Source organism: Ancylobacter sp. FA202 (assembly GCF_000380205.1).
Classification (GTDB): Bacteria; Pseudomonadota; Alphaproteobacteria; order Rhizobiales; family Xanthobacteraceae; genus Ancylobacter.
Genome location: NZ_KB904818.1, coordinates 1,047,650 through 1,065,960, shown reverse-complemented (window position 1 = coordinate 1,065,960; position 18,311 = coordinate 1,047,650). Strand labels below are relative to the sequence as shown.

The window sequence follows — 18,311 nt, the reverse complement described above, 5'->3', positions numbered from 1 at the left end:
TGAGATAGGGCGCTGGGGGCGTTAGGGCACCAGCACCGCCGCGCCCTGGAAGCGCCCGGCGCGCAAATCGGCCAGCGCCGCATTGGCGTCTTCCAGCGGGTAGGTCGTGGTGGTGGCGGTGATGCCCGCGCGCGGGGCGAGGGCGAGGAATTCCCGCGCATCTTCGCGGGTGAGGTTGGCCACCGACATCAGCTGCCGCTCCTCCCACAGGAGGGAATAGGGAAATTGCGGGATGTCGCTCATATGGATGCCGCCGCACACCACGCGCCCGCCCTTGCGCACCGCGCGCAAAGCCAGCGGCACCAGCGCGCCGACGGGAGCGAAGATCAGCGCGGCGTCGAGCGGCTCGGGCGGCGCCTCGCCGGACCCGCCGGCCCAGCGCGCCCCGAGCGAAAGGGCCAACTGCTGGGCGCCCTCATCGCCGGCGCGGGTGAAGGCGTAGACCGCGCGCCCCTGCCAGCGGCAGAGCTGGGCGATGAGATGGGCGGCGGCGCCGAAGCCGTAAAGGCCGATCCGCTGCGCCTCGCCCGCCATCTTCAAGGTGCGCCAGCCGATCAGCCCGGCGCACATCAGCGGCGCGGCGGCCACCGGGTCGTCAAAGCCGTTGAGCGGGAAGCAGAAGGCGGCGTCGGCGATCGCATGGCTGGCGAAGCCGCCATCGCGGCTGTAGCCGGTGAAGGCGGGGGCGTCGCACAGATTCTCGCGCTGGCTCGCGCAATAGGGACAGTGGCCGCAGGTGTGGCCGAGCCACGGCACGCCCACCCGTGCGCCGAGCGGCGGGGCGTCGACGCCCGGCCCGTGCGCCTCGACGCGGCCGACGATCTCATGGCCGGGGATGATCGGCAGCGGGCCGGGCGGCAATTCGCCGTCGACGACGTGCAGATCGGTGCGGCAGACGGCGCAGGCTTCCACCCGCACCCGGATCTCGCCGAGCCCCGGCACGGGCAGGGGGCGCTCCTCAAGGCGCAACGCCTCCCCATAGGCGCGCAGGACCATGGCCTTCATCAGAACCTCGCCGGTGACGGAGGCGGCATCCAACAGTCTCATGGCCGTCCCTTCGTTGATCGCGGTCAAGGCGCGGGCGCAAACGACGTCTACTCAGGGGCTTCTGATCACGAACAGCTTGGCGGATGGGGTGGCGCGCGTCATGTTGCCCTGATCGGGCGCAATCCTACGGAGGCACGATGGCAGGTCAGCGACGGTCCCACGCATTGTTTCTCGTGCTCGCCCTGTCCGCCTGCCTGACGCTCCCGGCGGGCGCGCAGCAGGCCGCCGCCGGCGACCCGCCTGCCGGCCTCACGGCCCGGCTGCAGGCCTTGATCGGCAAGCTCACCGGTAGCGGCCTGCCGGCCGGCATCGTCTCCACCAATGGGCGGATCGAGGCCGAGCAGGTGCTGGTCGCCGCCAAGCTCGCCGGCCGGGTGCTCGCCGTGCTGGCCGAGGAGGGCCAGACGGTGGAGACCGGGCAGGTGGTCGCCCGCATGGACACGTCCGAGCTGGAAGCCCAGCTCGCCGGCGCGCAGGCGCAGGTGCGCCGGGCGGAGAAGGCGGTGGCCGAGGCGCAGGCCGCCATCGCCCAGCGCGAGAGCGAGCGCACGCTGGCGCAGCAGGAACATGAGCGGGCCGCCAAGCTGAAGGAGAGCGGCTTCGGCACCATCCAGTCGCTCGATCTGCGCCAGAGCCAGCTCAATGTCGCCCAGGCCGCGCTCAAGGCGGCGCAGGCCGGGCTCGACGAGGCGGAGGCCTCCACCGATGCGGCGCGGGCGGAAGTGGCGCGGGTGCAGTCGCTGATCGACGATTCCACGCTGCGGGCGCCCCGGCGCGGGCGGGTCGAATACAAGCTGGTGCAGGCCGGCGAGGTGGTGGCGGCTGGCGCGCCGATCCTCACGCTGCTGGACCTGTCGGATGTCTACATGACCGTGTTCGTGCCGGCCCGCGTCGCCGGCCGCCTCGCCATCGGCGACGAGGCGCGGATCATCCTCGATCCGGCGCCGGATTACGTGGTGCCGGCCAAGGTCAGTTTCGTCGCCACCGGCGCCCAGTTCACGCCGAAATCGGTCGAGACGGCGGACGAGCGCGAGAAGCTGATGTTCCGCGCCAAGCTGCGCATCGCCCCGGAACTGCTGCGGCAATATGAGAACCGGGTGAAGGCCGGCGTGCGCGGCCTCGCCTATGTCCGCACCGACCCGGCGACGCCCTGGCCCGACACGCTCACGGTGAAGCTGCCGCAATGAGCGCGGCGCCGATGCAATCCGTCCTCGCGCTTTCCGGCGTTACCCACCGCTATGGCAAGACGCTGGCGCTGGATGGGGTGGATCTCGCCGTGCCTTCCGGCTGCATGGCGGGGCTGATCGGGCCGGACGGGGTGGGCAAGTCGACCCTGCTCGGGCTCGCCGCCGGCGTCACCCGCCTCCAGTCCGGCACGGTGCAAGCGCTGGGCGGCGACATGGCGGCGAGGGACTGGCGCCGGCAGGCCGGCGGGCGCATCGCCTATATGCCGCAGGGGCTGGGGCGCAATCTCTACCCCACGCTCTCCATCGCGGAGAATCTCGATTTCTTCGGCCGGCTGTTCGGGCAGGGCGCGGCGGAACGGGCCGAGCGCATCGCCGAATTGCTGGCCGCCACCGGCCTTTCCCCCTTCGCCGCCCGCCCGGCCGGAAAACTCTCCGGCGGCATGAAGCAGAAGCTCGGCATCTGCGCCGCGCTGATCCACGACCCTGATCTCGTCATTCTCGACGAGCCGACCACCGGCATCGACCCGCTCTCGCGCCGGCAGTTCTGGGAGCTGATGGCGCGGCTGCGCGAGCGTCGCCCGTCGATGAGCGTCATCGTCGCCACTGCCTATATGGAGGAGGCCGAGCGCTTCGACTGGCTGGCGGCGATGAATGCCGGAAAAGTCCTCGCCACCGGCACCCCGGCCGAGATCCGCGCCAAGGCGGGCGAGGCGACGCTGGAGCGCGCCTTCGTCGCCCTGCTGCCGCAAGCCGAGCGGGGGCAGGCGGAGCCGCTGCCGGACCTGCCCCGCGTGATCCATGATGGTGAGCCGGCAATCGAGGCGACCGGCCTCACCCGCCGCTTCGGCGCTTTCGTCGCCGTCGATCACGTGAATTTCCGCATCGAGCGCGGCGAGATCTTCGGCTTTCTCGGCTCCAACGGCTCGGGCAAGTCGACCACGATGAAGATGCTCACCGGGCTCTTGCCGGCCAGCGAGGGCGAGGCGAGGCTGTTCGGGGCGAAGCTCGACGGCGACGACATGGCGACCCGCAAGCGGGTCGGCTACATGTCGCAGGCCTTCTCGCTCTATGGCGAACTCACCGTGCGGCAGAACCTCGTGCTGCACGCGCAGCTGTTCGAGATACCGGACGTGGCGGCGCGCGTCACTGAGATGGAGGCCCGCTTCGACCTCGCCGGTGTCGCCGATGTGCGGCCCGAGGCGCTGCCGCTCGGCATCCGCCAGCGGCTGCAGCTGGCGGTGGCGGTGATCCATCGCCCGGAAATCCTCATCCTCGACGAGCCGACCTCCGGCGTCGATCCGGTGGCGCGCGACGGCTTCTGGCGCACGCTGATCGAACTCTCGCGGCAGGATGGGGTGACGATCTTCCTCTCCACCCATTTCATGAACGAGGCCGAGCGCTGCGACCGCATCTCGCTGATGCATGCCGGCAAGGTGCTGGCCATCGGCACGCCGGAGGCGCTGAAGCGTGAGCGCGACATGGACACGCTGGAAGAGGTGTTCATCGCCGTGCTGGAAGAGGCGGGGATGGGCCGGGAGGAGGAGCGCGCCGAACTGAAGCAGCGCCCCACCGCCCTCGCGCCGGTCAAGCGCTTCGATGCCGGCCGGCTCTGGGCCTATGCCAGGCGCGAGGCGCTGGAGATCGTGCGCGATCCCGCCCGGCTCGCCTTCGCCCTCATCGGCCCGATCCTCCTCCTCTTCACCTTCGGCTATGGCATTTCCTTCGATGTCGAGAACCTGCCCTATGCCGCGTTCGACCAGGACCGCAGCGCCCAGAGCCGGCAGGTGCTGGAGAGCTTCGAGGGCTCGCGCTATTTCGAGACCCACGCGCCGATCGCCTCCATCGAGGAGCTGGACACAAGGCTGAAGAGCGGCGAGCTCAAGCTCGCCATCGAGATCCCGCCCGGGTTCGGCCGAGACCTCCTGCGCGGGCGCCAGCCGGAAATCGGCGTCTGGCTCGACGGCTCGATGCCGTTCCGGGCCGAGACCACCCGCGGCTATGTGCAGGGCATCGCCCAGAGCTACCTCGCCGATGCGCAGGAGCGGACCACCGGCACGGCCAGCCCGTCGGCGCCTTTCACCCTGGAGCCGCGCTACCGCTACAATCAGGCGTTCAAGAGCGTGAACGCCATGGTGCCGAACGTCATCATGCTGATGCTGGTGCTGATCCCCGCCATCATGTCGGCGCTCGGCGTGGTGAAGGAGAAGGAGACCGGCTCGATCACCAATTTCCAGTCGACGCCGGTCACGAAGCTGGAATTCCTCCTCGGCAAGCAATTGCCCTATGTCGCCATCGCCTTTGTCAGCTTCCTCACCATGGTGGTGGCGGCGCGGCTGGTGTTCGAGGTGCCTGTCAAAGGCTCCTTCGCCACGCTGGCTTTCGGCTCGCTGGTCTATGTGTTCTCAACCACCGCCTTCGGCCTGCTGGTGTCGAGCTTTGTGAAGAGCCAGGTGGCGGCGATCTTCGCCACGGCGATCATCGCCATCATCCCTGCGGTGAATTTTTCCGGCCTGCTCACCCCGGTCTCCTCGCTCTCCGGTGGGGCGCGGATCATGGGGCTGGCCTTTCCTTCCGCCTGGTATCAGCAAGTGAGCGTCGGCGCCTTCACCAAGGGGCTGGGCCTGTCCTCGCTCTGGCCGGATATCGCCATGGTGTTCGCGCTGGCGCTCATCTTCATCGCCGGTGCCATGCTGGCGCTGCGCAAGCAGGGGGCGTGAGCATGCTGGACGGAGTGTTCGCCCGCCTCGCCCGCATCTGGCGGCTCGGCATCAAGGAACTCTACAGCCTGAAGGCCGACCCGGTGCTGGCGGGGCTGATCCTCTACACCTTCACCGTGGCGGTCTATACCGTCTCGGTCGGCGCCAAGTTCGAGGTCGAGAACGCCGCCGTGGCGGTGGTGGACGAGGACCAGAGCGCGCTGTCGCGCCGGCTGGGCGACGCGCTGCTGCAGCCCTTCTTCAAGCCGCCGGTGCCGATCAGCGCGCGCGAGATCGACGCGGCGATGGATGCGGGGCGCTATGTCTTCGTGCTCAGCATCCCGCCGAAATTCGAGCACGACCTGATCGCCGGCCGCCAGCCCGCCCTCCAGCTCGACATCGACGCCACCGCCATGTCGCAGGCCGGCAATGGCGCCGCCTATATCCAGAACATTCTCGTGCAGGAAGTGGCGGCGGCGATGGGCGGGAGCGCCACCACGCCGGTGAATGTCGTCATCCGCCCGAAATTCAACGCCAACCTCACCTCTGCCTGGTTCACCGCCGTGATGCAGGTGATCAACAATGTCACCATGCTCGCCGTCATCCTCTCCGGCGCGGCGCTGATCCGCGAGCGCGAGCACGGCACGATCGAGCATCTGCTCGTCATGCCGGTGACACCGAACGAGATCATGCTGGCGAAGATCTGGGCCAATGGGCTTGTGATCGTGGTGGCGGCGACGCTGTCGTTGCTGATCGTGGTCGAGCGGCTGCTCGGCGTGCCGGTGCAGGGCTCGGTGACGCTGTTCGTCGCCTCCATGCTGGTCTACCAGTTCTCGGTGACGGCGCTCGGCATCCTGGTGGCCACGGTGTCGACCTCGATGGCGCAGTTCGGCCTCATCGTCATGCCGATCCTCATCGTCATGAACCTCTTGTCGGGCTCGACCACGCCGATGGAGAGCATGCCGGTCTGGCTGCAGAATGTGATGCAGCTTTCCCCTTCCACCCATTTCGTCGCGCTGTCGCAGGCGGTGCTGTATCGCGGCGCCGGGCTGTCGGTGATCTGGCCGAACCTCTTGGCGCTCGCCGCCATCGGCGCCGCCTTCTTCACGCTGGCGGCGCTGCGCTTCCGCAAGGCGCTGCAGGGCGCGGGGTAGGGGTGGGGCAGGGGGCCGGCGAACGCCCCTTGTGCGCTGCGGCGAATGGATTTCTAATGGTCGCGCCGGGCGACAAGGACGTTGCCCGCGCACCGGCAGGGATTGCCGACTGCCCCTCGCGGGGCCGTCCTTTCCTGCATGGGACGGCCGCGCTTTTCCAGCGGAGACCCCATGCCAAGCGCCACCTCCCCGAGCGCCCTTTCGCCCAGCGCCTTCACCGCCCGCGCCCCCGACCTTACCCCCGACCTTGCCGCCTATCGCCTCGCGGCCGAGCCCTATTATCGGCCGGTGGGCGACGAGATCGCCGTGTTCGAGGCGGCGTGGCGCCACCGTTTGCCGGTGATGCTGAAAGGCCCCACCGGCTGCGGCAAGACCCGCTTTGTCGAGCACATGGCGTGGCGGCTGGGGCGCCCGCTGATCACCGTGGCGGCGCATGAGGACATGACCGCCGCCGACCTCGCCGGCCGCTTCCTGCTCACCCCGGAAGGCACGGTGTGGCAGGACGGACCGCTGACCCAGGCGGTGCGTCACGGCGCGCTCTGCTATCTCGACGAGATCGTCGAGGCCCGGCAGGACACCACCGTCGTCATCCACCCGCTCACCGATGCGCGGCGCATCCTGCCGCTGGAAAAGCGCAACGAGCAGGTCGCCGCCCATGCCGATTTCCAGCTCGTCATCTCCTACAACCCCGGCTACCAGAGCGCGGTGAAGGACCTGAAGGAATCCACCAAGCAGCGTTTCATCGCCATCGCCTTCGACTATCCCGCCCCGGAACTGGAGGCGGAGATCGTGATGCGCGAGGCCGGCACCGACGCCGCGCTCGCCCGCATCCTCGTGGCCATCGCCGTCTGTTCGCGAAACCTGCGGGGGCAGGGGCTGGACGAGGGCGCCTCCACCCGCATGCTCATCCATGCCGGGCGGCTGGCGGCCGGCGGCGTGTCGCTGGAGGCGGCGGTGCAGGCGGCCATCGTGCTGCCGATCACCGACGATGCCGAGATGCGCCGGGCGCTCGGCGCGGCGATCGCCGCCTGCCTGCCGTGACGGCGCTCATTCACCGCGCGGCGCCGGTTCGCGACGCTCCCGCCCTTGCCCGCCTCGCCGGGCTGATGCGTGCGCGCGAAACCCTCGCCGCGCGCTTCGAGGAGACGTGGCAGCAACTGGCCCGGCGCCATGGCACGGCGGCGCTCGAACCATGGGCGCAGGGCGCGCTGGCGCTGGTCGAGGTGAATGCCGGCGCGGGGGCGCTGCTCGCCTTCTGGCGCGCCGGCGTGGAACTCTCCGGCCAGCTCTCCCCGGCGGTGCTCGGCGAGATCGGCCATGCCGCCGCCGCGCTGTGCCGCGAGGCCGGGGGACGGGCCACGGTCGCCGCGCTTGACGGCTTTGTCGCCATCGCCCCGCGCCTTGCCGGGGAGGGCGAGCGCGCCCTGTGGTGGCGGGCGCTGCTCACGCTGGCGCGGGCCGCGCCGGACTGTGTGGAAGATGTGGCCGCGCAGGCGCGCCGCCTGGTGCTGCCGGGCCATGTCGCTGAGTTCGAGGGTTTTGTCGCCGCCGGGCTGAAGGCGGCGGGCCGCGACCGGGCACGCCGGCGGGCCTTCTTCGCGCTGGAGGACCCGCTGGCGCTCGGTTTGCTGGCGCGCATCGGCGCCGGGCCGGGCTTTGCCGAGTTGGAGAGCGAACTGCGCCGCGTGCTCGCCGCGCTGTGGGGCACGGCGCCGCAACTCCAGCCGGTGCCGCCGGCTGGCGAGGGAACGCCCCGCCGCGTCAACATCGCCGGCCCCGTGCTTCGCCTGCCCGACATCTTCCCCAGCGTGCAGGGCGAGGCCGCGCGCCATCTCTACCGCGCCGCCGCGCTGCATGCCGGGGCGCATCTTCACTTCGGCAATCCGCGCTTTCCGGTGCGCCGATTCCGGCCGGTGCAGATCGCGCTGGCCGGCCTGATTGAGGATGCGCGCATCGAGGCGCTGGCGATCGCGCGCTATCCCGGCCTGCGCCGGCTGTGGGCGCCGTATCATGTGGCGAGCGCCGAGGATGGGCCGACGCTCGCCGCGCTTCTCGCCCGGCTGGCGCGGGGGCTGTTCGACCCTGGATATAGCGACCCCGACGCGCTGGTCGGCAAGGCGCAGGCGCTGTTCGCCGCCGCCGGCACCCGGCTCGACGATCCCGCCATCAGCCTCGATATCGGCACGCGGCTGGCCAACGATATCGGCCAGCGGCGCCTGCGCTTCGACGCGCGCGGCCATGTGGTGGAGCCGGCCTATCGCGATGACGGGCTCGGCCTGTGGGACTTTTCCGACATCGACCCGGAGGTTTCCGACGAGGTGCAGCTGCTGGTCGAGGCCGCCCGGATGGAGCGGCGCGAAGGCGCGGACGGCCCGCCGGACGCGACGCCCGCGCCGGCACCCGCCGGCCGCGCCCGCCCGCAGCCGTCCGGCGCGACCGGCGCCGTCATCGCCACCTATCCCGAATGGGACGCGCAGGCCGGCATCGAGCGGGCGGACTGGACAAGCGTGCGGGCGATGCTCCCCGCCCCGGCCGACCCGCGCCCGCTTCTTCGCGCGCTGGAGGCGGCCGCACCCGCCCGCCAGCGCATCGCCCGGCTGGTGAAAGCCGCGAAAGTCGGCCGCGCCGCCCGGCTGAAGCGGCAATGGGAAGGGCACGATCTCGACCTCGATGCCGTCATCGAGGCCGCGATCGCCCGGCGCACCGGCGAGATGCCGGATCTGCGGGTGTTCCGCTCCACCGCGCTGACGCAGCGCGACCTTGCCGTGCTGGTGCTGGTCGACATGTCACAGTCGACGCGGCAGCGGCTGGCCGGCGGGGCGAGCGTGCTGGATGTGGAAAAGCTCGCCGTGGCGATGCTGGGCGAGGCCTTGGCGGCGCTGGGCGACGCTTTCGCCCTGCTCGCCTTCGCCTCCAATGGCCGCGACGATGTCAGGCTGTGCGAGGTGAAGGGTTTCGCCGTGCCCTATGACACGGCGGCACTGGCGCGGCTCGCCGGGCTCTCTTCCGGCCTGTCGACCCGGCTCGGCGCGGGGCTGCGCCATGCCGGGGCGGAGATCGCGCGCGTGCGCGCCTTCCGCAAGCTCATCCTCGTGCTCACCGATGGCGAGCCCTCCGACATTGATACGCCGGCGCAGGACCTTGTGCAGGATGCCCGCCGTGTGGTGCTGCAATTGCGCGCGCAGGGCATCGACACGTCAGGCATCACCCTCGATCCCGCCGGGGTGGGCTGCGGGCCGGCGATCTTCGGCAAGGCCAATGCCATGCCGGTGCGCCGGATCGAGGATTTGCCGCAGCGGTTGTCGGAACTGTATTTCCGCCTGGCGCGGCGGTGAAGGGTGAGGCGGTGGCCCGCGCCTGCGTGCTTCGAGGCCGGCGCGGGGGGCGCCGGCACCTCAGCATGACGACTGCTCTTGCAGAAGAAGACCGTCATCCTGACGAGGCCTCTTGCAGCAGACCGCCGTCATCCTGAGGTGCGAGCGAAGCGAGCCTCGAAGGATGGTTCTCGTGGCCCAGGACCGTCATGGCCGGGACACGCCCAGCCATGACGTCGCATTGCCTCACCGATGCGTGGTGTCGGGGTTGGGGATTCCCTCGATCGGGCATTCCTCGGTACCGACGGTGGAGCGGGTGAAGGATTCCACCATTTCCCGCGTGCCCTCGGGGTCGGCGATCCATTTGGCGTAGAAATCATACGGGCAGGCGGCTACGCCCTTGTCGCCGTCGCCGGAATTGATCAGGCCGGTATAGCCGCGATGCACCAGCTTGAAGAGGTGGTTCTGCGACTGCATGTTCTTGCGCGCGTCGCGGATCAGCGACACGGAAAGCGCGGCGTACTGGATGCCATAATCCTCCTCGCCGCATTCGCCGAGCGTGCGCCCGTCGAAGCCGACAATCGCCGAATGGCCGAAATAGGAATAGACGCCGTCAAAGCCGGAGGCATTGGCCACCGCGACATAGACATTGTTGGCGAAGGCCATGGCCTTCGACATCAGCACCTGCTGCTCCTTGGCAGGGTACATGTAGCCCTGGCAGCGCACGATCAGCTCCGCGCCCTTCATCGCGCAGTCGCGCCAGATTTCCGGGTAATTGCCGTCGTCGCAGATGATGAGGGAGATCTTCATCCCCTTCGGCCCTTCCGAGACATAGGTGCAATTGCCGGGATACCAGCCCTCGATCGGCACCCAGGGCATGATCTTGCGGTATTTCTGCACGATCTCACCCTTGTCATTCATCAGGATGAGCGTGTTGTAGGGCGCCTTGTTGGGGTGTTCCTCATGGCGTTCGCCGGTCAGCGAGAACACGCCCCACACCTTGGCCTTGCGGCAGGCCTCGGCGAAAATCTCGGTCTCATCGCCGGGAATGGTCGAGGCGGTCTCGTACATCTCCTTGGAATCATACATGATTCCGTGGGTCGAGTACTCGGGGAAGATCACCAGGTCCATGCCCGGCAGGCCGATCTTCATGCCCACCACCATGTCGGCGATCTTGCGGGCGTTCTCTAGAACTTCGGCCTTGGTGTGCAGGCGCGGCATCTTGTAGTTCACCACCGCTACGCCGACGGTGTCTTTGCTGCTGGAAATGTCGCCGTGCAACATGGGAAGTCTCCTCGAAAAGGCGCGCGGGCGCGCCTTGCCGGCGGCCGGGGCCTTGCGGTGTCGGGAAGGGGGATGGGGCGGAACCGCGTTGTTCCCACGCGGATCGACGGTCGATCCGGGTCACATCAGGCACAAAAAAACCCGTCGGGCTCCTATGAGCCTTTCGGGCGACAGTGCCAGGGCCGGCCAACAGCATTGGTGGCGGGCGGAAGAGCGATCCGCGGGCCGTCTGCCCGGAAATCGTCCATGGGCACTATCTAATCACCCTCGCCGCGCGACTTCAAGAGCCGGCCGGCGGACCGGCCCGCGCGTCGCGGCTGCGGGGCGACATTTGCAGCAATTCGCTGGCGTGGATCAGCGAGGCCGCCATGTCCTCCAGCGGCATGCGCTTGGCCATCGCCTGCCGGCGCAGGCTCTGATAGGCGTCCTCCTCGCTCAGGCCGAGATTTTCCATCAGGATCGACTTCGCCCGCTGCACCGTCTGCAGGCCGGCGAGCTTGTGCTCCAGCCGGGCGACGCGCTTCTTCGCCTCCTCGCGCTCCAGCCAGAGCGTGCGGGCGATGGTGAGCTGGGTGAGCAGGCCGAAGGGGCGGATCGGCCGTTCCACCACCGCCACCGCGCCGGCTTCCAGCACGATCTGCAGCGTCGCCGGGTTTTCATAGCCGACAATGGCGATCAGCGTCGGGCGCCGGGCGGGGTCGGCTTTCAGCAGGCGGGCAATGTCGGCCCGCGCGTCCGGCTCGATGGCGAGCAGCACGACATCGGCGCCGGCCGGCCAGTGCGCCGGCACCGGCCACACCGCCTCCACCGCGCAGCCGATGCGGCGCAGATGTTCGATGAGGCTCGGGCGCTCCTCGTCGGGTGGGTGGATCACCGACACCCGAAGGCCGCGTAAATCCTTGAGCACCTGCATCGCCATCTCGCCGCCTCCCGTCACGACAGCGCGAACCGGCGGCCATCGGCCGGCCAGTCGTCGAGGTTCTGAACCACGCAATAGGGGTCCGGCTTTACCGCCGCCCCGGCGTCCCACACGATGTGAAAGCGCCCATCCGCGCCGATCTCCGCGATGCGCGGGCGCAGCCAGGCATGGTGATTGCTGGGCTCGATCCGCACCCGCCCCTGCGGCGCCTCGAAGCTGCCGGCGCCGAGTTCGGCCAGCAGCGCCTGCGGCGCGTCGGTGCCGGCGCGCTCCAGCGCCTGCATGGCGAGGTGCATCTGGAAATAGGCCGCCTCCGCCGCCGCCGTCACCGACCGGTGCACGCCGTTGCGCTTCTTGAAGGCGGCGACGAAGCGCCGCGCTGCCGGCGTGCCCAGCGTCTCGAAGAAGGGCGCGGCAGTGATGTGGCCGGCCGCCACCTCGCGCGGCATCCGCGCCACTTCCGCCTCGCTGGTGGTGAGGCTGGCGATGGGGAGGCGGCGGGACGAGAAGCCGGCGGCGTGGTGGGCGGCGTAGAGCTTCGCGGTGTCCGTGCCGACCACGGTGGAGAAGATGACGTCCGGTTCGGCTTCGCGCACCTTCTCCATCACCTCGGCGAAGGCGGCTTCCGGCGCGTCGAGCGGCACATAGACCTCGCCCAGCACGCGCCCGCGCGACTGCACCACGAAATCGCTCATGATGCGGTTGGATTCGTAGGGGTAGACGTAGTCGGAACCGATCAGAAAGAAGCGGTTGCCGTGATGGCGCAGCAGATAGGTGGCGAGCTGGATCGAATTCTGGTTCGGCGCCGCGCCGGTATAGACGCAGTGGCGCGAATATTCGAAGCCTTCATAGAGCGTGGGGTAGAACAGCAGCCCGTTATGGGCTTCCACCACGGGGAGCACCGCCTTGCGGGTGGAGGACATGTAGCAGCCGAAGACGAGCCGCACGCCATCCTCGGCCAGCAGTTTTTCGGCGAGGCTGCGGAAGGCGCGCGGGTCGGAAGCCGGATCATAGGCCACCGCCTCGATGCGCCGCCCGCGCACCCCGCCGGCGGCGTTGATCTCGTCAATGGCGAGCAGCGTGCCGCCGCGCTGCGAGGTTTCCACATCCGCCGTCACGCCGGTGGCGGAGAACAGCAGTCCCACCCGCCAGGCGTCATCCTTGCTGTCGCTCGCTGGGGAACCTGCCCGCATCAGCCGCCGCACTCCGCACCGGAACCTCGTCCGGCCCATGCGACCAGCCGGGGGCGCGCGGCGCAATACGGCGTTTGCCCCCTTTACGCGCCGAAATGGCTGCGTAACTGCTCGCGTGCGGCAGCGAGGATGGCGTCGGAGAGCGCGGGGTCGCCGCTCGCCACCGCGCGCGCCAGGGTGAGGGCGCCGATCATGCAGGACAGCACCGCCATGGCCTGCTGGCGCCGTGCCTCCGGCGGGGCCTCGTCCATGTGACGTTCAAGGGCGTCGACGAAACGGCCCATGCCCTCGGCAAAGCTCTTCTGCACCTCGCCGGGCTGGCGCGCCACCTCGGCGCCCAGCGCCGCGAGGGCGCAGCCGGCGGCCGGGTTGTCGCGATGGGCGGGGGAGAGGTAGCGGTCGAGGATCTCGGGGAGCGAGGCCGATTCCAGCCAGCGCTGGGCGCCTTCGGCACAGGCCTCCTGGCATGCGGCATCGGCCAGTTCCGCCTTGGAGCGGAAATGACCGTAGAACGCGCCATGGGTCAGCCCGCTCGCCTGCATGATCTCGGCGACGCCGACATCCCGGAAGCCGCGCTCGCGAAACAGGCGGGAGGCGGAATCGAGGATCGACCGGCGATGCTCGGCGACCTTGGCTTTCGTGACCCGCAACGCGGCTCTCCTGGAGGGGGCGCCGCATGCGGGCGCCTGTTGGCAACGCCCTCAAAGCACAAAAACGCTGGCGGTGGGAATAGGAATAAGTCCCGACCACCGGGCCGTGCCGGATTGTCGCGTGCGAGGGAAGGCGGGCGGGGCAAGAGCGGTGCGTGCGGTGCGCGTGTGCCGTTTCGCGCGTGGCCCGGCCCGCGGCGCTGCGGTCAGCGGCCGGGCGCGAGGCTCGCCATGTTGCGGCTGTCGTTCATCTTCTTGAGCTCGTTCACATAATCCTCCGGAAGAAGGAGATGCGAGGGGGTGTCGAGGCCCATGAAGGAGGCGACCTGGCCGATGAACCAGGTGCAGTTGGTGGTGGTGGCGTTCCAGAACGGCGTCGTCTTCTGCAGCTTCTGGATATAGGCGAAAACCTTGGGCGCGTCTTCCTCGGAGAGGTAGACCCGGTAATTGGCGGTCAGATACTGCTCGTCGAGATCGCCATAGCTGGCGCCGGTTTCCGACTGCACGAACATGAAGTGCCCGAGCACATAGGGCACCGGGCTGTCGGTCGCCGGGTGGAGACCGGCAACGTCGACCGCGCGCTCGCTGGACTTGCCGTACCAGAGAAAGGCATGGCCATAGGTGGCGGCGGTGCGGGCGCGGAAATCGACATAATAGGGCGCCGGCGCCGGCGCGGCGGCAGCTTCCGAAGCGCCGGGGGCGCTGGCAGCAGGGGAACTTGCGGCAGGGGAACTTGCGGCAGAAGCGCCGGCGCCGATGCTGGCGACCTGTGTGCCGGCGGGGGAAGTCGCAGCCGTCTGCGTCGCGCCGGCCTGCGTGGCGAAGGCCGGCGCGGTCAGCAGGCCGGACGCCGTGAGGGCGCACAGCGCGAGGGCGCGGCTGCGGCGGCGTATCATCGGGAAGATCATCGTCATAACGGCACTCCGTCTTTCTCTCGAACACATCGCGCGGCCGGGCGGGCCGGCCGCGCTTATGTCAAGCACGCCTCAAACGGGGTGCGCGGGCAGAAGGGCTCAGCCCTTGGTGGCGATCGGCTCGGGAGCCTTGCCGACCGGGGCCTTGCCGACGGGCGCGGCCTGGGCCTTGACCGGCTGGGGCTGGGGCATGTCGGCGGCGACGGCGGCGCCGAGCATGAAGAGGGAGGCGGAGACGACGAGGAGCGACTTGATCATGGCGGATTACCTTAGGTTAGAAATAATTCAGAGTAATGAGACCGGCGGAGCCTGGGTCTTAACTAGATGTTGAGTAGCGCTTCCTTTGTGGCGGTCAATTGACAGCAGGGGGGCACCGCGCCGGCATATCCGGGATTTTGCCGACTGTTGCATAAAGGGCACGAAGATTGCCGGGAATCGCCTCTCGGCCGGTCTGCCGACCCGCGGGCGGGCGGGTTTCTGCTATCAGGACAGCCAAGAAATCACAGGCCGGCGGGCGGGAGTGAAAGAATGCGGCGTGGAATCCTCCTGGCCCTGGTCGCGGCGGCGGCGCTGCTGATTCCCGCCTCCGCGAGCCTGGCCCGCGAGACGGTGGCGTTCGCCAATCTGGCCTACCGCCCGGGCACCATCGTGGTCAGCACCAGGGAGCGCACGCTCTATCTGGTGGTCGGCGAGGGGCAGGCGATCCGCTACCCCGTGGCGGTCGGCCGCAAGGGCAAGCAGTGGCAGGGCGAGACCCGGATCGAGCGCAAATATGTCGAGCCGGCCTGGTCGCCGCCCGAGGAGATCAAGCGCGACAACCCGAAGCTGCCGGATGTCATCGCCGGCGGCACGCCCGAGAACCCGATGGGCGCCCGCGCCATGACGCTGACGGGCGGCGGGCAATACGCCATCCACGGCACCAACAAGCCGAAATCCATCGGCACCTTCGCCTCCTATGGCTGCGTGCGGATGCTGAACGAGGACATTATCGACCTGTATGAGCGCGTGCGCGTCGGCACCACGGTGGTGATGCTGCCGTGAAGGCTCAGCCCGGCTCGTCGCGGTCGCGCGCGTGCTGCTCCGCGCCCTCCTGCGGCGCGAGCCAGTGCTCGCGGCGGATCGTCCAGAGTTCGTAGGAGGGCACCAGCGCGGATGGCGGCGCGTCCAGCGTGCCGAGCTTGACCTCGATCTCGTCCGACCCCTCCTCCCAGCAGAACAGCTGCGACCCGCAGCTGGGGCAGAAGCGCTCGCCCCCCGCCCGGACCTGCCAGCAGGCGAGTTCGCCGGACAGCGTGACCCCCGCGCGCGGCCAGATGCCGAAGAAGGAAAAGGCCGAGCCGGACTGTTTCCGGCAGGTCGCGCAATGGCACAGCCCGACCCGCAGCGGCGCGCCCTCGATCTGGTAGCGGACGTCTCCGCAATTGCAGCCACCGGTAAGGGTCATGGGGATCTCCTTGGGTCGAGACTCCAGCATCGCGCGGCACGGGCTGCAGGCCAACCACGCGCGGGGCCTCCGGTTCCGGCAGTCCTCCGGACATTGCTTTCCGCCGATCCGTCAATTTGCCCGCCGCGCGCCCGATGTGCCACCCTGCCGCATGGCCTCGTTCCAATTCCGATCCGTGCTGAGTGACGGCCGCGACGTTCATCTGCGCGACATTCTCCGCCTCTTGCAGCCCCGTGGCGACCATGCCGCGTGGGAGTTGGATCACGGCGACGAGGGCGAATTCTGGGCGACGGCCAAAGCGGGCCACGACATCAGCTGGGCGCAGGCGATCGCCGGAACCGGCCAACGCCTGTCGGGCGAGACCTTGCGCGTCCGCGCGGACGATATTCTTCAGGTCATCACCGGAGAATTCCGGGCCTTCGAGGGAGCGGCGGCGGCCCCGTGGCTGATGGTGCGCGCGTTCGACAGTTCGTTCTACGAGATCGTCACCGAGGACGAGGCGACTATCGCCCTCGCCCGGCGCCATTTCAGCGGGTAGCGCCGCCGGGTTCCACACCCCGCCTGCAACGAAAAAAGGCCCGGCGCGAGCCGGGCCTTTCGGTATTGAGCAAGGCGCCTGGCGCTGCTTCACTCCGCCGCCGGTTCCACCGGGGCGGAGCGCAGCACGGCGTCGTCGGCCTTCATCGCCGCGGCGCGGGGGCGCATGGAATCGCCGGTCTCTTCCGGGCGCGGGGTGCGGTGGGCCATCGCCTTGTCGATGGTGACGAGGCGCAGCACATTGGTGGTGCCGGGGGTGGCGAAGGGCACGCCGGCGGTGATGGCGATCAGGTCGCCCTCGGTGGCGAAGCCGTGCTCCACCGTCACCTGCGTCGCCTTGGCCGCCATCTCGCCGAAGGTGTGGATCTCCTCCGGCGCGTGCACGACATGCACGCCATAGGACATGACAAGCCGGCGGGCGGTCGACAGCTGGCTGGCAATGCCGATGATCGGGATGCGCGGGCGCTCGCGCGCCGCGTGCAGCGTGGTGGTGCCGGACAGGGTGTAGGTGACGATCGCCGCCGCATTGGTCGATAGCGCGGCGTGATAGGCGGCCTGCGTCACCGCATCGGCCACCGAATGGCCTTCCTCGGGACGCTGCGATTCGATGATCGCGCGGTAGCCGGGATCACGCTCCACCTGCTTGATGATCTGGTCCATCATCGCCACGGCTTCCACCGGGTACTGGCCGGCGGCGCTTTCGGCCGAGAGCATCACCGCGTCGGCGCCATCATAGACGGCGGTGGCGACGTCGGAGACTTCGGCGCGGGTCGGCACCGGGGCGCTGATCATCGATTCCAGCATCTGCGTCGCCACGATCACCGGCTTGCCGAGGCGGCGGGATTCGCGGATGACGCGCTTCTGCAGCGCCGGGATTTCCGGCAGCGACAGCTCGACGCCGAGATCGCCGCGCGCCACCATGATGCTGTCCGACAGCTCGGTGAGGCGGGTGAGGTGCTCGACCGCGAGCGGCTTCTCCAGCTTGAGGTTGATCTGGGCGCGGCCCTGGATCAGCTCCTTGGCTTCGAGCACGTCCTCGGGGCGCTGCACGAAGGAGAGCGCGATCCACTCGACGCCGAGGTCGAGGGCGAAGAACAGGTCGGCGCGGTCCTTGTCGGTGAGCGCCGAGACCGGCAGCAGCACGTCGGGGACGTTGAAGCCCTTATTGTTCGACAGCTTGTTGCCGGCGACCACTTCGGCGTCGATATAGCCTGCGCCCTTCTTCACCACCCGAACCCGCACTTTGCCGTCGTCGAGCAGCACGGTGGAGCCTTCATTGAGGGCTTCGAGGATTTCCGGGTGCGGGATCGAGACGCGGGTCTCGTTGCCCGGCGTCGGGTCGGTGTCGAAGCGGATGGTCGAGCCGGCGGTCAGGTTGATAAAGCCGTTCTCGAAGCGGCCGAGGCGCAGCTTCGGGCCCTGCAGGTCGGCGAGCACGCCGATCGGCCGGCGGACTTCCTTTTCCAGCGCCCGTACAGAGGCCAGAACGCGGCCATGGTTTTCCTGGGTGCCGTGGCTGAAATTAAGCCGGAACACATCGACCCCGGCCTCATAAAGCGCCTTGATCATTTCCGGACTTGAAGAAGCCGGACCCAGCGTCGCCACGATCTTGGTCGCGCGTCCACGCCTGCTAACCATAATATCCTCCGTCGGTGGGCTCGCCGATGCGCGGCACCGGCGCGTCTCATATGGACCAAAAGTCTAGCTCTGTCTCTCGGATGTTATCTTGCACCGCAGCGTGTCCCTTTCGCGACGCGCCGGGCCGCGCGGCTCACAAAAGCGTAACGCTGGGTCAGCATTGGCAACCGTCCAGGCCGGGGACAGGACACCGACAGCGACGCCGGTCCGGCTGAAAAATCTTGCTGGCATGCGTAATTCTGTATACCACTATGCGTGTCACGCATGCGGCATCTGTCCGAGCGCCGGTATCCCGTCACGGAATACGGCATGGCTGATGCATCGCCCTTCTGCC

Annotated in this window: 16 protein-coding genes; 7 read left to right on the top strand and 9 right to left on the bottom strand. The window is 69.0% G+C overall.

The features are described 5' to 3' along the window. Nucleotides 1-21: 21 nt before the first annotated feature. Complete coding sequence (locus A3M1_RS0104770; protein ID WP_026221146.1) at nt 22-1,005, bottom strand: zinc-dependent alcohol dehydrogenase family protein; 984 nt, start codon at nt 1,003-1,005, stop codon at nt 22-24. 179 nt (nt 1,006-1,184) lie between these two features. Between A3M1_RS0104770 and A3M1_RS0104760 the strand changes: the two genes are divergently transcribed. The 5 genes from A3M1_RS0104760 (at nt 1,185) to A3M1_RS0104740 (ending at nt 9,419) form a co-directional block, all read left to right on the top strand. Continuing rightward, a complete protein-coding gene (locus A3M1_RS0104760) occupies nt 1,185-2,234 on the top strand; it encodes an HlyD family secretion protein (protein ID WP_371258735.1) in 1,050 nt (349 codons plus the stop codon). Continuing rightward, nucleotides 2,231-4,951, top strand: coding sequence for a ribosome-associated ATPase/putative transporter RbbA (rbbA, locus tag A3M1_RS0104755; protein ID WP_018387817.1), 2,721 nt, complete (start codon nt 2,231-2,233; stop codon nt 4,949-4,951). Before A3M1_RS0104760 ends, rbbA begins: the two co-directional genes overlap by 4 nt. Nucleotides 4,952-4,953: 2 nt before the next feature. Next, the gene (locus tag A3M1_RS0104750) at nt 4,954-6,084 is read left to right on the top strand and encodes an ABC transporter permease (protein WP_018964196.1); all 1,131 of its coding nucleotides are present in this window, start codon (nt 4,954-4,956) and stop codon (nt 6,082-6,084) included. A gap of 171 nt (nt 6,085-6,255) precedes the next feature. Then, nucleotides 6,256-7,125, top strand: coding sequence for a CbbQ/NirQ/NorQ/GpvN family protein (locus tag A3M1_RS0104745; protein WP_018387815.1), 870 nt, complete (start codon nt 6,256-6,258; stop codon nt 7,123-7,125). Then, the gene (locus A3M1_RS0104740; protein WP_018387814.1) at nt 7,122-9,419 is read left to right on the top strand and encodes a nitric oxide reductase activation protein NorD; all 2,298 of its coding nucleotides are present in this window, start codon (nt 7,122-7,124) and stop codon (nt 9,417-9,419) included. Before A3M1_RS0104745 ends, A3M1_RS0104740 begins: the two co-directional genes overlap by 4 nt. Before the next feature lie 225 nt (nt 9,420-9,644). Here A3M1_RS0104740 and A3M1_RS0104735 read toward each other — a convergent pair whose 3' ends face one another. The 6 genes from A3M1_RS0104735 to A3M1_RS26640 form a co-directional block, all read right to left on the bottom strand. Continuing rightward, the gene (locus tag A3M1_RS0104735) at nt 9,645-10,682 is read right to left on the bottom strand and encodes an aliphatic amidase (RefSeq protein WP_018387813.1); all 1,038 of its coding nucleotides are present in this window, start codon (nt 10,680-10,682) and stop codon (nt 9,645-9,647) included. A 280-nt stretch (nt 10,683-10,962) separates the two neighbouring features. After that, nucleotides 10,963-11,601, bottom strand: a complete 639-nt coding sequence (locus tag A3M1_RS0104730; protein WP_018387812.1) for an ANTAR domain-containing response regulator — start codon at nt 11,599-11,601, stop codon at nt 10,963-10,965. 14 nt (nt 11,602-11,615) lie between these two features. Then, nucleotides 11,616-12,794 carry a transporter substrate-binding domain-containing protein gene (locus A3M1_RS0104725; protein WP_018387811.1) on the bottom strand — a complete coding sequence of 393 codons (1,179 nt, stop codon included), beginning with the start codon at nt 12,792-12,794 and terminating at the stop codon, nt 11,616-11,618. 83 nt (nt 12,795-12,877) lie between these two features. After that, nucleotides 12,878-13,444 (bottom strand): TetR/AcrR family transcriptional regulator, encoded by a 567-nt coding sequence (locus tag A3M1_RS0104720; protein ID WP_018387810.1) that lies wholly within the window; start codon nt 13,442-13,444, stop codon nt 12,878-12,880. 206 nt (nt 13,445-13,650) lie between these two features. Beyond that, nucleotides 13,651-14,358, bottom strand: coding sequence for a hypothetical protein (locus tag A3M1_RS0104715; protein WP_018387809.1), 708 nt, complete (start codon nt 14,356-14,358; stop codon nt 13,651-13,653). A 99-nt stretch (nt 14,359-14,457) separates the two neighbouring features. Further along, nucleotides 14,458-14,616: a hypothetical protein gene (locus tag A3M1_RS26640; RefSeq protein ID WP_018387808.1), complete on the bottom strand. Its 159-nt coding sequence runs from the start codon at nt 14,614-14,616 to the stop codon at nt 14,458-14,460. Between the two features lie 270 nt (nt 14,617-14,886). On the opposite strand from A3M1_RS26640, the gene A3M1_RS0104705 reads away from it, so the two are divergent. After that, entirely contained in the window at nt 14,887-15,399 is a 513-nt protein-coding gene (locus A3M1_RS0104705; protein ID WP_018387807.1) for a L,D-transpeptidase, read from the top strand. Between the two features lie 4 nt (nt 15,400-15,403). On the opposite strand, the gene A3M1_RS0104700 is transcribed toward A3M1_RS0104705, so the two are convergent. Next, nucleotides 15,404-15,802, bottom strand: coding sequence for a GFA family protein (locus A3M1_RS0104700; protein ID WP_018387806.1), 399 nt, complete (start codon nt 15,800-15,802; stop codon nt 15,404-15,406). Between A3M1_RS0104700 and A3M1_RS0104695 the strand changes: the two genes are divergently transcribed. Beyond that, on the top strand, nt 15,801-16,340 hold the full coding sequence (locus tag A3M1_RS0104695; RefSeq protein ID WP_245261570.1) for a hypothetical protein: 540 nt from the start codon (nt 15,801-15,803) through the stop codon (nt 16,338-16,340). The two genes, A3M1_RS0104700 and A3M1_RS0104695, sit on opposite strands and share 2 nt — an antisense overlap. An 89-nt stretch (nt 16,341-16,429) precedes the next feature. Here A3M1_RS0104695 and pyk read toward each other — a convergent pair whose 3' ends face one another. Beyond that, complete coding sequence (gene pyk / locus A3M1_RS0104690; protein ID WP_026291376.1) at nt 16,430-17,977, bottom strand: pyruvate kinase; 1,548 nt, start codon at nt 17,975-17,977, stop codon at nt 16,430-16,432. Nucleotides 17,978-18,311: the final 334 nt, after the last annotated feature.

Coding starts and splice junctions, on each gene's coding strand:
- A3M1_RS0104770 (WP_026221146.1), bottom strand. CDS start 1,005: ATGAAGGCCATGGTCCTGCGCGCCTATGGGGAGGCGTTGCGCCTTGAG.
- A3M1_RS0104760 (WP_371258735.1), top strand. CDS start 1,185: ATGGCAGGTCAGCGACGGTCCCACGCATTGTTTCTCGTGCTCGCCCTG.
- rbbA (WP_018387817.1), top strand. CDS start 2,231: ATGAGCGCGGCGCCGATGCAATCCGTCCTCGCGCTTTCCGGCGTTACC.
- A3M1_RS0104750 (WP_018964196.1), top strand. CDS start 4,954: ATGCTGGACGGAGTGTTCGCCCGCCTCGCCCGCATCTGGCGGCTCGGC.
- A3M1_RS0104745 (WP_018387815.1), top strand. CDS start 6,256: ATGCCAAGCGCCACCTCCCCGAGCGCCCTTTCGCCCAGCGCCTTCACC.
- A3M1_RS0104735 (WP_018387813.1), bottom strand. CDS start 10,682: ATGTTGCACGGCGACATTTCCAGCAGCAAAGACACCGTCGGCGTAGCG.
- A3M1_RS0104730 (WP_018387812.1), bottom strand. CDS start 11,601: ATGGCGATGCAGGTGCTCAAGGATTTACGCGGCCTTCGGGTGTCGGTG.
- A3M1_RS0104725 (WP_018387811.1), bottom strand. CDS start 12,794: ATGCGGGCAGGTTCCCCAGCGAGCGACAGCAAGGATGACGCCTGGCGG.
- A3M1_RS0104715 (WP_018387809.1), bottom strand. CDS start 14,358: ATGACGATGATCTTCCCGATGATACGCCGCCGCAGCCGCGCCCTCGCG.
- A3M1_RS26640 (WP_018387808.1), bottom strand. CDS start 14,616: ATGATCAAGTCGCTCCTCGTCGTCTCCGCCTCCCTCTTCATGCTCGGC.
- A3M1_RS0104705 (WP_018387807.1), top strand. CDS start 14,887: ATGCGGCGTGGAATCCTCCTGGCCCTGGTCGCGGCGGCGGCGCTGCTG.
- A3M1_RS0104695 (WP_245261570.1), top strand. CDS start 15,801: ATGGGGATCTCCTTGGGTCGAGACTCCAGCATCGCGCGGCACGGGCTG.
- A3M1_RS0104700 (WP_018387806.1), bottom strand. CDS start 15,802: ATGACCCTTACCGGTGGCTGCAATTGCGGAGACGTCCGCTACCAGATC.
- pyk (WP_026291376.1), bottom strand. CDS start 17,977: ATGGTTAGCAGGCGTGGACGCGCGACCAAGATCGTGGCGACGCTGGGT.